This window comes from Roseicella aerolata, assembly GCF_020523605.1.
GTDB lineage: Bacteria > Pseudomonadota > Alphaproteobacteria > Acetobacterales > Acetobacteraceae > Paracraurococcus > Paracraurococcus aerolatus.
In genome coordinates, this window is sequence record NZ_JAJAQI010000018.1 from 72,103 (window position 1) to 85,927 (window position 13,825).

At 73.4% G+C, this 13,825-nt stretch carries 11 protein-coding genes; 9 read left to right on the forward strand and 2 right to left on the reverse strand.

All coding sequences use genetic code 11. From position 1 onward, the window contains the following. Window positions 1-4: 4 nt before the first annotated feature. Window positions 5-1,114, reverse strand: a complete 1,110-nt coding sequence (locus tag LHA35_RS13435) for a polyamine ABC transporter substrate-binding protein (RefSeq protein ID WP_226608786.1) — start codon at window positions 1,112-1,114, stop codon at window positions 5-7. A gap of 338 nt (window positions 1,115-1,452) precedes the next feature. On the opposite strand from LHA35_RS13435, the gene LHA35_RS13440 reads away from it, so the two are divergent. The 8 genes from LHA35_RS13440 to LHA35_RS13475 all read left to right on the forward strand — a co-directional run bounded on the left by LHA35_RS13440 (window position 1,453) and on the right by LHA35_RS13475 (window position 9,620). Beyond that, complete coding sequence (locus tag LHA35_RS13440; RefSeq protein ID WP_226608787.1) at window positions 1,453-2,106, forward strand: hypothetical protein; 654 nt, start codon at window positions 1,453-1,455, stop codon at window positions 2,104-2,106. Between the two features lie 453 nt (window positions 2,107-2,559). Next, complete coding sequence (locus LHA35_RS13445; protein WP_226608788.1) at window positions 2,560-5,145, forward strand: glycosyl hydrolase family 28-related protein; 2,586 nt, start codon at window positions 2,560-2,562, stop codon at window positions 5,143-5,145. Window positions 5,146-5,275: 130 nt separating this feature from the next. Further along, complete coding sequence (locus LHA35_RS13450; protein ID WP_226608789.1) at window positions 5,276-5,578, forward strand: hypothetical protein; 303 nt, start codon at window positions 5,276-5,278, stop codon at window positions 5,576-5,578. 40 nt (window positions 5,579-5,618) lie between these two features. Then, entirely contained in the window at window positions 5,619-5,993 is a 375-nt protein-coding gene (locus LHA35_RS13455; protein ID WP_226608790.1) for a phage tail fiber protein, read from the forward strand. A gap of 169 nt (window positions 5,994-6,162) precedes the next feature. Continuing rightward, window positions 6,163-6,909: a Crp/Fnr family transcriptional regulator gene (locus LHA35_RS13460; RefSeq protein ID WP_226608791.1), complete on the forward strand. Its 747-nt coding sequence runs from the start codon at window positions 6,163-6,165 to the stop codon at window positions 6,907-6,909. Window positions 6,910-7,190: 281 nt separating this feature from the next. Then, window positions 7,191-8,477, forward strand: a complete 1,287-nt coding sequence (locus LHA35_RS13465; protein ID WP_274707787.1) for a UDP-galactopyranose/dTDP-fucopyranose mutase family protein — start codon at window positions 7,191-7,193, stop codon at window positions 8,475-8,477. Window positions 8,478-8,484: 7 nt separating this feature from the next. Beyond that, window positions 8,485-9,069: a D-sedoheptulose 7-phosphate isomerase gene (locus tag LHA35_RS13470; protein ID WP_264185520.1), complete on the forward strand. Its 585-nt coding sequence runs from the start codon at window positions 8,485-8,487 to the stop codon at window positions 9,067-9,069. Next, complete coding sequence (locus LHA35_RS13475; protein WP_226608792.1) at window positions 9,066-9,620, forward strand: D-glycero-alpha-D-manno-heptose-1,7-bisphosphate 7-phosphatase; 555 nt, start codon at window positions 9,066-9,068, stop codon at window positions 9,618-9,620. The genes LHA35_RS13470 and LHA35_RS13475 overlap by 4 nt, the downstream gene beginning before the upstream one ends. Here LHA35_RS13475 and LHA35_RS13480 read toward each other — a convergent pair. Next, window positions 9,523-11,481: a glycosyltransferase family 2 protein gene (locus LHA35_RS13480; protein ID WP_226608793.1), complete on the reverse strand. Its 1,959-nt coding sequence runs from the start codon at window positions 11,479-11,481 to the stop codon at window positions 9,523-9,525. The genes LHA35_RS13475 and LHA35_RS13480 overlap by 98 nt on opposite strands. A gap of 922 nt (window positions 11,482-12,403) precedes the next feature. On the opposite strand from LHA35_RS13480, the gene LHA35_RS13485 reads away from it, so the two are divergent. Then, a complete protein-coding gene (locus tag LHA35_RS13485; protein ID WP_226608794.1) occupies window positions 12,404-13,783 on the forward strand; it encodes a leucyl aminopeptidase family protein in 1,380 nt (459 codons plus the stop codon). Window positions 13,784-13,825 lie beyond the last annotated feature (42 nt).

Consider the following 13,825-nt stretch of genomic DNA (forward strand, 5'->3'; position numbering starts at 1 on the left):
CCGACTAGCGGCCCGCCCGGAAGCGGTTCCAGAGGCGCGTCCGCGCCCGCTCCGCCGCCGGGTTCAGCGTGCCCGGCACGAAGGCGCGGGAGAGCGCCTCCTCCGGGGGATGGACGCTCGGATCCTCCCGCACCGCCGGCGCCACGAGCGGACGGCTGGCCGGCACCGCGTTGGGGTAGCGGACATGGCTGGTGATGGCGGCCATGATCTCCGGCTGCAGCAGGAAATCGATGAAGGCATGCGCGGCGTCGGGGTTCGGCGCATCGGCCGGGATCGCCAGCATGTCGAACCAGAGATGCGCGCCCGATTTCGGCGCGACATAGCCGATCTCCACGCCCCGGCCGGCCTCCCGGGCGCGGGCCGCGGCCTGGATGACGTCGCCGCTATAGGTCAGCGCCACGCAGATCTCGCCGGTCGCCAGCATGTCCACCAGCGCGCCGGAGCCGGGGATGGCGCGCAGATGCGGGCGGATGGCCAGCAGCGCCTGCTCCGCCGCGCGCAGATCGGCGGCCTCGGTGCTGTCCGGTCCCTTGCCCAGCCAGGCGAGGACGGAGGGCAGCACATCGGTCGCGCTGTCCATCACGGCGAGGCCGCAGCGCGCGAGCCTTGCCGCATTCTCCGGCTTCAGCAGCAGGTCGAGCCCGTCCATCGGCGCCTCGGGCCAGAGCGCACGCACCCGGTCCAGCCGGATGCCGAGGCCGACCGTGCCCCACAGGTAGATCGCGCCATACCGGTTGCCGGGATCGACCGCCGCCACGCGTTCCATCAGCCGCGGATCGAGGTTCCGCCAGTTGGGTATCCTGTCCTTGTCCAGCGGCCGCAGCGCCCCGGCGCGGACCAGGCGGGCGAAGCTCGGCTCGCTGGTCGGGACGATGAGGTCGTAGCCCGACCGGCCCGCGGAAAGCTTTCCTTCCAGCGTCTCCAGGCTGTCATAGACATCGTAGCGCACCCGGATGCCGGTCTGCTGCTGGAAGCGCTCGACCACGGCGGGGTCGATGTAGTCGGTCCAGTTGTAGACGTTCAGCACCGGCTGCGCCGACGCCACCGGGACCAGCATCCGGGCGAGCAGCAGCGCTGGCAGCAGCAGGCAAGCGAACAGGAAGCCTCGGCGCATCGCCACCCCGCTCCGGTTGGATCACGCCCAGGCTAGAGCAGATCGCCGCAGGGCGGAAACGCCCGCCGGCATGAATCCGCCGGGCCAACCAAGGCCGGGGCGCTTTTTCGCCGCACCGCCGGCGCGCCGGTGCGAAGGCGGGTCCGGCGCGCCGGGAACTAGGATCATTTTCCTTGACTTTCCGATCCGGAGTCGGCTAACCCCGCCCTGCCGACGGCCGAATTGCGCCCAAGGCTCCCCCGCACCATCCGCGCCCGCCGCCGGCGGCCCCATCCGGACGCGCCCCGCCGCGCCCGGCTGTGCCGCCGCGCCCGGCCGTTGCCGAGACGGAGACACCCGTGCCCTTCAGCCCGGCCAGCCTCAATGCGCTGATCCAGACCAGCGCCTTCGCCCTCTGGCACTACCGCACCACGGACAGCCGCGCGACGGTCAGCGCCGCCGGCTATTTCGCGCCGGCCACCGCCAGCCTGCGCGCGGGCGACCTGATGATCCTGCAGGCCTCGGACGCCATGGCGCTGGTGCCGCTGCGCAGCAATGCCGTGCTCGGCACGGGCGTCACGCTCGATGGCGCGGTCGGGCCGGTGAGCCTGCTGCGCAGCGTCGCCATGGGCCTGCGCGCCAGCCAGAGCGCCTCGGCGGTGGTGCGGACGCTCCTGCTCGCGCCGCTTGCCGCCGGCTTCCTCGCGGGCGGCAGCATTCCGGTCTCCGCCGCCGTCACCGGCCCCATCGCGCAGGTGGTGTTCAGCCTGCGCGATGCGGGCGGGGCCGTCATCCCGCCGGTGCGGAGCGTGATGGTGGAAGGCGGCCGCGCCGCGGCCAGCTTCCCCGCCCCGCCGGTCGGCAGCGGCTACCGCATCCGGGTGGAGGATGCGGCCGACCCGGCGATCGCCGCCACCTCGCGCAGCTTCAGCGTGGCGCCGGATGCCGGCATTCTGCTGATCGAGGGCGGCGACACCCTGACCACCGAGGCCGGCGACCGGCTGCGGCCCTGAAGCGGATCGCGCTCAGAACTGAACGCCACTCCGCTGCAGGCCGTTGTCGGTAGAGCAGGGTCACGCTGCGGGGGCGTTCACGCCCCTCCGCGACCTGCTCTGGCGCGGATCGCCGCGGAGCGGAAACGCCCAGAGGGCTGACCTGCCCTTCCGGACAATGCTGGACCATCCAGGGCTGCACAGCCGGCCCGGGACGGTCCAGCGCGATCGCGGCGGGGCGTGAACGCCCCGAAGCAAGGCTTTGCCCTGCATGCCGCCACCGGCCATCCCCTCGCCGGGACGCGGATGGCCTCCCCGACCGCGCCCCGATCCGCCGCAGGTCCTGCCCCCCGGGGCCGATGCGCGCCCCCCGACCGCGGGCCCGCGCCGCGGCCGCCCCCCGTTCCCCCCTCCGCCCGTGCCGCGCCGGCCCATCGCCGGCCGGCCGCGCGCGCCCATCCGGACTGGAGCCCCATGCCCGACGTAAGGATCAGCGAGCTGCCCGCCGCCGCGACTCCCGGCGATGCAGACCTCGCGCCGCTGGTGCAGGCCAGTGGCGCCACCCTGGAGACCCGCCGCGCCACCCTCGCGCAGCTCCGCGCCGCCGTGCTGGCCGACCGCGGCGCGCATGTGCGGGACTATGGCGCGGTCGGCGATGGCGTCACCAACGACGCGCCCGCCATCCAGGCGGCGATCAACGACCTGAAGGAGAAGGGCGGCGGCACGCTGAGCTTCGGCCCGCGGGTCTATCGCATCGCCTCCCCCATCAGCATCGCCGACGTCACCATCCGCCTGCAGGGCGCCGGCTTCACCGAGGGGCCCGGCCCCGGCCAGGGCACCTGGCTGCGCATCGACCAGACCGGCTTCACGCCCTTCACCTTCACCGGCGTCTTCGCCCGCGGCTCCGCGGTGCGCGACATCGCCGTGCAGCAGGTCCACACCGCCGCGCTGAACGCCAACTGGGCGCCCAACAACTACGACTTCGTCTTTCGGGTGGAGGACTGCCTGGGCGGCATCGATTTCGACAATGTCTTCCTCTGCTTCGTCAACCGCGGCATCTACTGCCGCAACTCCGGCCGGCTCGACATCCGCCGGCTGCGCGGGCAGGTGCTGCGCACGGGCGTCGAGATCGACCAGTGCCTCGACATCCCGCGCATCCACAGCCTGCATTTCTGGACCTTCCTGACCAGCGACAACAACGTGGTCCGCTGGGCGCAGGCGAATGGCGACGCCATGGTCTTCCGGCGCTGCGATGGCGTCTTCATCGACCAGGCCTTCGTCCTCGGCTTCCGCAGCATGTTCCGCTTCGCCTCCTCCGGCAGCGGCATCACCACGAAATTCTACATCGGTCAGGCCTATACCGATTTCGTGCAGTACGGCGTCTGGATCGAGGCGAACGGCACGGACGGGCAGATCGCCAACCTCACCCATCAGGGGGAGATCTTCAATGCCGGTGGGCCGCCGCTGCCGGGCGGCATCGGGCTCTTCGTCAATGCCTCCAACACCCGCGTGCAGGTCGGCAACCTGCGCATCGACGCGGTGGAGGACAATGCCATCCGCCTCAATGGCAGCGGCAACCGGCTGGATGTCTTCTCGCTGCGCTGCGTGCGGTACAATTACCGCAACAACGGCGCGGCGGCGATCCATGTGGCGGATTCCGGCGCCGCCACGCCGAATGCGGTCTATCTCGGCAGCCCGCCGCTGCTGGAATCGGGCAATGGCGGCCCGCTGACCAATGGCAGCAGCACCAACGCCGTCGTCGCCCTCGGCGCGCCGGCCGGCCGCGCGGCCCGGCCCGGCCTGTCGCTCGGCCGCCAGGATACCGGGCTGTTCGAACCCGCCGCCGGCGCGCTGGCCGGCACGGCGGGCGGGACGGAGGTGCTGCGCGCGACCTCGGGCGGCGCGGTGACGCTGGGCGGCGCGCCCGGCCTGCATGCGCTGGAGGTGGCGACGCCACCCGCCGGCGCGAACCGCGTCGTGGTGGCGGGCGGCGGCACCGGCGCGCCCGTGACCCTGCAGGCGCAGGGGGCGGACGCGCATGTGGATCTCCTCCTCACCGGCAAGGGCAACGGGCTGCTGCGCACCGTCTCGCCCCCGCCGGGCGATGATTCCTCGGCCGTCGCCACCACCGCCTGGGTCCGGGCGCAGGACTATGGCGGCGGGACGGCGGCGGTCACCAGCGTCGCCGGCCGCACCGGCGCGATCAGCCTCGGCGTTGGCGACGTTGCCGGCGCAGCGCCGCTCGCCTCGCCCGCCTTCACCGGCTCGCCCACCGCGCCGACCCCGGCGGCGACGGATCGCAGCGGCGCCCTGGCCACCACCGCCTGGGCCTGGTCGCGGCCGGCGCAACTCCAGCTTGCCGACGAAACCGCCACGGGCGGCCAAGCCCGCGGCGCCGGCGCCGTGGACTGGCAGGGCAGCCGGAGCCTGGCGAGCCAGGTGGCAAGCGGCGCGCAGGCGACCATCGGCGGCGGCGGCGGCAACACCGCCTCCGCCCTTGCCGCCACCGTCGCCGGCGGCAGCGCCAACAGCGCGAATGGCCCGTACAGCTGGGTGCCGGGCGGCCTGCAGGCAGATACCCGCGGCCTGCCCGGCCGCGCCGCCTGGTCCGCCGGCAGCTTCGCGGTGCCCGGCGATGCGCAGGCCGACGAGTTCGTGCTCCGCCGCCAGACGACCGACGCGACCGCTGTCGTGCTGACCGCGGACGGCGCCGCGCCCGGCGCGACGAATCTCGTCAACCTGCCGGCCGGCGCGACCTATGCCGTCCGGGTCATGGTCGCCGCCCGGCAGACCGGGGGCAGCGCCGGCACGATCGGCGACAGCGCCCTGTGGGCGCGCGACTTCCTGGTGAAGCGAAGCGCCAACGGCGCGGTGACCAGCATCACCGGCGTGTCGCAGACGCTGGTGGCCCCGACCGCGAGCGACGGCGGCGCAAGCGCCTGGCGCGTCATGCACGCGCCCGATTCCACCCATGGCGGCCTGTCGCTCTCCTGCACGGGGGAGGCGAACAAGACCATCAACTGGGTCGCCCGGATCCTCTCGGTCGAGATCGTCGGCTGACCGCCCGGGCGCGCCTGCGGGAAGGCGCGCCCGGGCGGCATCGCAGGACGATGCCATTTCCCCCGCCCGTCCGGCGGCACGGCCCGGTGCCGCGCCACCGGACACCTCCCCACCCCCCTGGAGAGCCCCCATGGCCCTGCTGAAGCCGATCGAGATCCGCAACACGGGTCTCGTCGCCGCCTATTGGCGCCTCACCCACTGCCAGATCGACCACGGCGCCGGCATCGCCGAGTTCCGCCTGCATGGCTGGCCGAGCCGGGAGGCCCGGGAGGCGGGCAAGGCGCCCCTGCCCGGCCTGCTCTACCGCGTCACCGCCGGGGAACTCGGCCTGTCCGACCTGCACGCGGTCCGCAGCGCGGATCTCTACGGCGCCGCCCGCACCCGGCCGGCCGAGGACGGCACGGTCTGGTTCGCCGATGCCGAGGATGCCTGACCCCGGCCCCATTCCCCGCCAGCCCTGAGAGGAGAGACGCATGCCCGACCTTACCGATTACGCGAAGAACCTGCTCGGCCGCGCCCTGTGCGCCCGGGTGCCCGCCCTGCCCAGCCAAGTTTTCCTGGCCTTGGGCACCGGCGGCAGCGATGCCACCGGCCTGACCGGCGAACCGGCCGGCAACGGCTATGCCCGGCAGCGCGTGACCTTCACCGGCACCGGCGCGCAGCAGAACACGGATGCCATCCGCTTCACCTTCACCGCCGCCGCCGGCACCCTGACGCATGTCGGCCTGTTCGATGCGGTGAGCGGCGGCAACCCGCTGACCTGGTCGGCACTGGCGCAGCCGGCGGCGGTCACGGGGGCGGGGACCGTCACCGTCAACCCGGCGGCGCTTGTGGTGACGCCCGCCTGACACCCAGGGGGGAGGACGCGGCCCCGCGCGGGGCCGCGTCGCCCTGGGATCCGGAGCAGCGCCGGCCATGCGCCCGGCGCGGGGCCGATTCGTGACCTGCGATCGGCAGCGGTGACTTGTACCTGACGGTGCCCCTCGGCTACCTTCGGCGCAAGGACCGGAGAATGCCTTGAATCCGTTCGACGCGCCGCACCCGACCAATGAGCTGAAGGCCACCGCGCCGGTCTGCGACCGCTGCGGCAGCAGGGTTGCGGGCCTGTGCCAGCCGCTCGACATCGCCGCGCTCGACGAGATCTCGAGTGAATCGCAGCAGACGTCGATGCCTGCGCACAGCATGGTCTTCCGCGAGGGCGATCCGGCCGGCAAGGTCTTCACCCTGATCGAGGGCTTCGCCAAGCTCACCCGGCTGCTGCCGGACGGCAAGCAGCAGGTGGTCGGCTTCCGCTTCGCCGGCGACGTCATCGGCTATACCACCCTGCCCTCCTACCCCTTCGATGCCGAGCTGCTGACCGACTCGCGCCTCTGCCGGCTGGAGCGCGGGCAGCTCGATGGGCTGCTCCGCCGCTACCCGAAGCTGGAGCGGCGGATGCTCGATCTCTGCGTGCAGGAGCTGACCGCGACGCAGGAGCAGCTCGTCACCGTTGGCCGCCGCTCGGCCGAGGCGCGGGTCGCCGCCTTCCTGCTCTCCCTGGTCGAGGCGAGCCGCCGGCGCGGGCCGCCCAGGACCGTGCTCGAGATGCCCATGACCCGGGCCGATATCGCCGATTTCCTCGGCCTGACGCTGGAGACGGTGAGCCGCAGCCTGACCGCCTTCCGCAAGCGCGGCTGGATCCGGGAGCCGGTGCATCACCGGGTGGAGCTGATCAACCTCCCCGCCCTGTCCGCCCTGGCCGAGGGCACCAGCGACAACGGCTGAGTCGGCCTGGCCCGCAAGCGGGCCGCCGCAACCCCGCCGGGCATGCCAGCCCAGCCCGACCCTCCCGCATCATGCTGTCCCGCAGGAATGCCGGCGCCTGTCTCCGGCTGCGCCCGCCATCGGCGGCTGCAGGTCACGACCTGCGCCGGTCGGTATCCGCCCATCTGCACCACTGACGCGAGTTTGCTCGCGCGCGCGCGCGCCGCTTCGTCCTGCCGGGCGCTGAGGCATGGCGGGCCGCGGCGCAGCCGTGGCCCTGCCAGCCGAGGGTCACGAATTTCATGCGTTTTTGCTGTGTCGGCGCCGGATTCAGCGGCGCGGTCATCGCCCGCCGCCTGGCCGAGGCGGGCCATCAGGTCCTGGTCATCGACGAGCGTCCCCATCTCGGCGGCAACTGCCATACCGAGCGCGATGCCGCGACCGGCATCATGCTGCACCGCTACGGGCCGCACATCTTCCATACGGCGGACCGGGAGGTCTGGGACTTCGTCAACCGCTTCGCCCGCATGATGCCCTATGTGAACCGGGTGAAGGCGATCAGCGGCGGGCGGGTCTATTCCCTGCCGGTCAACCTCCACACGATCAACCAGTTCTTCGGCGCCACCATGAATCCGCGCGAGGCGCAGGACTTCATTGCCGGCCAGGCCCGGCGGGACATAGCGGAGCCCGCGAATTTCGAGGAACAGGCGCTCTCCATGGTGGGGGATGCGCTCTACCGCGCCTTCTTCCGCGGCTATACCCGCAAGCAATGGGGCCTCGACCCCACCGAACTGCCGGCCTCCATCCTCAAGCGCCTGCCGCTGCGCTTCAACTACGACGACAATTACTTCAACCATCCTTTCCAGGGCATGCCGGAGGAGGGCTACACCGCCATCGTCGCCGGCATCCTGAACGCGCCGGGCATCGAGCTCCGCCTCGGCTGCCGCTTCGAGGAGATCGGCGAGGACCTCGCGCATGTCTTCTACACCGGCCCGCTGGATCGCTATTTCGCCTACCGGCTCGGCCGGCTTGGCTACCGCACGCTGGATTTCGAGGAGATCCGCGCGGAGGGGGACTACCTTGGCACCGCGGTGATGAATTATTGCGACGAGGACGTGCCCTTCACCCGTATCAGCGAGCACAAGCATTTCGCGCCCTGGGAGGCCGGGCGGTTCGAGGGCACGGTCTGCTTCCGCGAATACAGCCGCCTCGCTGGCGCCGGGGACATTCCCTACTACCCGATCCGGCTGGTGGGGGAGAAGAAGATGCTCGCGGACTATGTGGCGCTGGCGCGGCAGGCGCGCGGCGTCTCCTTCGTCGGCCGGCTCGGCACCTACCGCTACCTGGACATGGACGTGACGATCCGGGAGGCGATGGATGCCGCGACCATGACGCTGGCGCGGCTGCGGGAGGGGGCGCCGCCGCCGCCCTTCTTCCTTGACCCGCTGGGGCAGGAGGGGAAGCCGGCCGTCCCGGCCCAGTCCTCCCCGGCCCTTGCCCCGGCCGGGCCGCGGCGCGACGCGCCGGCGCCCGTCCCGGGCGTTTCCCGCGGGGCCGGTCAGCGGCTAAAGGAGGCTGCCAACCGATAGGTCCCGCATGACCGCCGAGATCCGTGACGCCATCCTCGATTCCGCCGCCACGCTCCAGCGGCTCGCCGGGGATGCGGCGGCCATCGCCGCCATCGCCGGCATCGTCGATCTCGCCGTCGCCGCGCTCGGCCGGGGCAACAAGCTGCTGCTCTGCGGCAATGGCGGCAGCGCCGCCGATGCCCAGCACTGGGCGGGGGAGCTGGTCTCCCGCTTCCACTACGACCGGCCGGGGCTGCCCGCGATCGCGCTGACCACGGACAGCTCGATCCTCACCGGCATCGGCAACGACTATGGCTATGAGCGGGTCTTCGCCCGCCAGGTGGAGGCGCTGGGTGCCGCGGGCGACGTGCTCTTCGCCCTCTCCACTTCCGGCCGCTCCCCCAACGTGCTCGCGGCGCTGCGGGCGGCGAAGGCGAAGGGGATGGCGACGGCCGGCTTCACCGGGCAGGGCGGCGGGGAGATGCCGCCGCTCTGCGACCTGCTGCTGCGCGCCCCCGCGGAGTCGACGCCGCGGATCCAGGAGGCGCATGAGGTCGCCGGCCACATCATCTGCGCGGAGATCGAGCGCCGCCTCTTCCCGCGCGCGCCGTGACGCGCCGCGCCCTCTTCCTCGACCGCGACGGCATCATCAACGAGGACCGCGGCTTCGTGCACCGGCGGGAGGAGTTCGTCTTTCTCGACGGGATCTTCGACCTCGCCGCCGCGGCGACGCGGCAGGGCCTTGCCCTCGTCGTCGCCACCAACCAGTCGGGCATCGGCCGCGGCTACTACACGGAAGCCGATTTCCACGCGCTGATGGGCTGGGTCGCGGCGGAGTTCGCGGCGCGCGGCACGCCGCTGGCCCGCATCGAATTCTGCCCGGACCACCCGAGCGAAGGCATCGCCCCCTACCGGCGGGAGTCGGACCGCCGCAAGCCCGGCCCCGGCATGCTGCGCGACGCGGCGGCGGCGCTCGGCCTCGACCTCGCCGGCTCCCTCATCGTCGGCGACGGCCTGCGGGACGTGGAGGCCGGCCGCCGCGCCGGCCTCGCCACCTGCCTGCTGGTCACCGCGGATGCGGCGGCCGCGGCGCAGGCGCCGCCCGGGACGCTGGTGCTGCCATCGGTCCGGGCCGCGGCGGCCTGGCTGGCCGCGCGGGGCTGACCGGCGCGCCCAGCCAGGGCGCCCAGGGCGGCACCCGCCGCGGCGCCCGCGCCAGGGCGGCATGCGCCCCATCGAGGCTCAGCCAGGGGCTGTAGAAGGGGTCGCGCATCAGCACCTCTCCCCAGCGCTGGCGCATGGTGGCGATCTCGCCGGCGAAGCGCCGCGCCTTCTCGGGGCTGAGATCCTGCCCGCGCGAGGCGGATTCCAGGTGGTAGAGCTCGGCGAAGGGCGTCCAGAGGATGCGCCAGCCCGCCTCCCGGATGCGGAGGCAGAGATCGATGTCGTTGAAGGCGACGGTGAGGCTGACCTCGTCCAGCCCGCCGACCTGCCGGAACACCTCCCGCCGCAGGGCGAGGCAGGCGCCGGTCGCCGCCGCCACCTCCCGCACCAGGGCGAGGGAGCCGAAATACCCTGTGTCCTCGCGCGCCGCCTTCGGCAGGTAGTGGTCGGCGACGCCGCCGATGCCGGTGACCACGCCGCCATGCTGCAGGGTGCCGTCGGCATAGAGCAGCTTCGCCCCGACCGCGCCGACCGCCGGCCGCAGGGCGTGGCTGACCAGTTCGCGCAGCCAGCCCGGCTCGATCACCTCGATATCGTTGTTCAGCAGCACCAGGATCTCGCCGCGCGCCTCCGCCGCCGCCCGGTTGTTCAGGGCGGAGTAGTTGAAGGGGCCGGGCGCGGCGATGATGCGCACGCGCGGATCGGCGCGCAGCCGCTCGAACAGCGCCAGCGTCTCCGGCTCCTCGCTGCCATTGTCGACGATGAGCAGTTCCAGCGCCGGATAGTCGGTCCGGTGCAGCACGCCCTCGGCGCAGGGGCCGAGCAGCGCGGCGCGGTCCCGCGTCGGCACGATGACGGAGACCAGCGGCGCGGGCTCCGGCACCGGCCGGATCACCCGCACGCCGCCAGGCAGGCGCGGCGCGGGCGCCACCTCCGCCGGGATGCCGGCCTCGGCCAGCGCCGCGGCCACCGCGCGGGCCTGCGCCGCCGGCTCCGCCGGGGCCGCCGCGCCGCCATGGCAGAGCAGCGCCGGGATATGCCGCACCCGTGCCGCGCCGACCCTGGCCGTCGCGCGCAGCGCCAGGTCATGCGCCGCGGCCGACCCCATCGCCTCCCGCAGCCCGCCGAGGTCTTGCAGCAGGTCGCGGCGATAGACCGCGAAGCCGCCGAGCAGGTCCTGGCCCAGCAGCAGGTCGGGGTCGAATTCCGGCTTGAACCAGGCGCCGAAGCGCTGCCCGGCGGCGTCGATCCGGTCCTCATCGGCATAGAGCACGGCGAGGTCCGGCGCGGCGGTCACCGCCGCCGCCACCTCGTACAGCGCCTCCGGCGCCAGCCGGGCATCCGGCGCCAGGGCGGCCACATAGGCGCCGCGTGCCAGCCCGAAGGCGGCGTTGCCGAGGCCGGTCGCGCCCTCCGCCGGCTGCTCGACCACCCGGATGCGCATCTCCGCCGCCGCCGCCTCCGCGACCAGCCGCTTCAGCGGCTCCGGCACCGCGGCGTCGAGGGCGATGCAGAGCTCCCAATGCGGCCAGAGCTGCGCCTCGACCGAGGCGATGGCGTGGTCGAGGGCGGGTTCCGCGACAGCGCGGACCGGCATGGCGAGCGAGATCAGCGGCCGCGCCGGCAGGGCCGCGATATGGGCCTGGATGGCGGCCCGGTCGGCCGGGGAGAGCTGGGCATGGCGGGCGAGCCAGGCGGCATAGCCGCGCCGGTCCTCCGGGTCGTAGCGTTTGGTCGGCGGGGCCCCGAGCAGGCGCCGGGCCAGGCCGGAGAGGCGCAGGCGGAGCGGCAGGAGCTGCCCGGGCAGCAGGCCCCAGAGGCCGCGCCAGGCGCGATGCAGGCTGTGGCGAAGGACATCCATCAGCCAGCCTGATTAGGGACCGGGTCAGGGGCGCGGGCTCACGACCCTGTCAACAATCCCTTTGTGAGGCATGGGCAGGATGTAACCCGCTGAAAATTCGTGCAGCAGACCCCCGCTCATCACGCAATATTGTGTTTTATGTAAATAATTCTAAGTCGGCCCGGGGCCCCAGCCCGCCGGCTCCGGCCAGCTCGATTCGCTTCCGCCACCAACGCCGCGGGCACGCTTCGGCCAAGGGGCCGGCCATGATGCCCGCCCCCGCGGCATCGCATGGCCCCACCCCCGACTCCCCGACCGATCTCACGCCGGCGGCGCCGGGCCTGCGCCGCGCCCTGCATGGCTGCAGCACCGCCGGCTGGTCTCGCGCGTCAGCGAGCCTGGGCTGATCGCCGCGCCTTGCCGCGCGACGCGCTGCGGGCGCTCCCCGGCGGCGCGCCGCCGCTGCCGCGGCCGGCGCGCAGGATGCGCGGGCGTGCCACCGCGTCGCGGCGCTGTCCGGCGATCGCCGCCTGGTCGCGGCGACGCTGGCCGATCCGGCGGCGCGCGCAAGGCCCGCCCGCTCCACCCGGCGCTGGCCGGGCCGGAGGCGCTGCTACTGTCCCAGCCTCTGAACCCGGCGCATCATTTCTGGCACGCGCAGCTCCACTGACTGACTTTTCCTTTTTTCAGGACGGAGCTTCTCCGCCGCCATCCCGGCCGGCTGCCCGGAACAGGGGCGTGGCGCAGCTTTGTACCTGAAAACGCCCCCTGGCCGGTTCCGGTTGTCGAGGAGCGCCCCGGCATCCTGGACGCGGCGGCGGGTGCTGCCCCTGGACAGGAATCGCCTCAGGCCGCATGAAAAAGCCGGAAGTATTCCGGCGCCAGGGCATCGCCGCGGCGCCGCGCCGCGCCCCCGGGCGCCGGCTGTACGGGACATTGCATCATGCTGGATTGTCTCGCGGCGTCGGACGCCGCCTCCCTGCCGCTCCATTGCGTCACCCCCTCCGGGCTGGAGGCGTTCCGGGCCGTTCTGCCGCCGGAGGCGGCGGGCTTCCTCGATGCCTCCGGCTTCGCGGCGAGGCCGCAGGAGGTCCGGCTGCTGCCGGGCGGCGGCGGCCTCTCCGGCGCCGTGCTCGGGCTGGGCGAGGCGCCGCCCACCCCCTGGTCCTTCGGCGGGCTGCCCCAGGCCCTGCCGGCCGGCAGCACCTGGCGCCTCGCGCGCGAGGACCACGCGGCGGAGGCCGTGCTCGGCTGGTGCCTGGGCGCCTATCGCTACACCCGTTTCAAGGAGGCGCCGCGCGCCCCGGCACGGCTGATCCCGCCCGAGGGGACGATGCGGTCCCAGCACGCCGCCGCGGCGGCCTGGCGGGTGCGGGACCTGATCAACACGCCCGCCAACCTGATGGGCCCGGCCGAGCTGGCGCTGGCGATGCAGGACCTCGCCACCCTGCACGGGGCGCGCTGCACCATCATCGAGGGCCCGGCGCTGCAGGAAGGCTTCCCGGCCCTGGCCGCGGTCGGCCAGGCCAGCCCGCGCGCGCCGCGGGTCGCGCTGCTGGAATGGGGCGCGCCGGAGGCGCCGCTGGTGGCGCTCTGCGGCAAGGGCGTCTGCTTCGACACCGGCGGGCTCGACCTCAAGCCCGCCTCGGCCATGCTGCGGATGAAGAAGGACATGGGCGGCGCCGCGCTGGTGATGGGCATCGCCGAGATGGTGATGCGCGCGGGGCTGCCGGTGCGGCTGCTGGTGCTGGTCGGCGCGGTGGAGAATGCGGTGGCCGGCAATGCCTTCCGCCCGGGGGACGTGCTCCGCACCCGCGCCGGGCTGACGGTGGAGGTGGGCAACACCGATGCCGAGGGGCGGCTGGTGCTGGCCGACCTGCTGGCCTTCGCGGCGGAACGCGGGCCGGCGCTGCTGGTGGATTGCGCGACGTTGACCGGGGCGGCGCGGGTCGCGCTCGGGCCCGACCTGCCGGCGCTGTTCACCCCGGATGATTCGCTGGCCGCGGCGCTGCTGACGGCCGGGGAGAAGGCCGCCGACCCCCTGTGGAGATTGCCACTCCACAACGGTTATGATGGCTGGCTGGACAGCACCGTTGCGGATATGAACAACGTTGCCGCACGCCCCATGGCCGGGGCCGTCATCGGTGGTTTGTTCTTGCGCCGTTTCGTCCCCGCCGGTACTGCTTGGGCCCATCTGGACGTCTACGCCTGGAATGACAGCGCGAGACCGGGACGGCCGGAAGGGGGCGAGGCACAGGCGATCCGGGCCGTGGCAGGGGCGATCGAGACTCTGTTCGGCGGCATACCGGGGCCGGGCCGGTAACAACAACGAGATGCCAAGGGAACTTTTCGGCTTTCGCGGCTC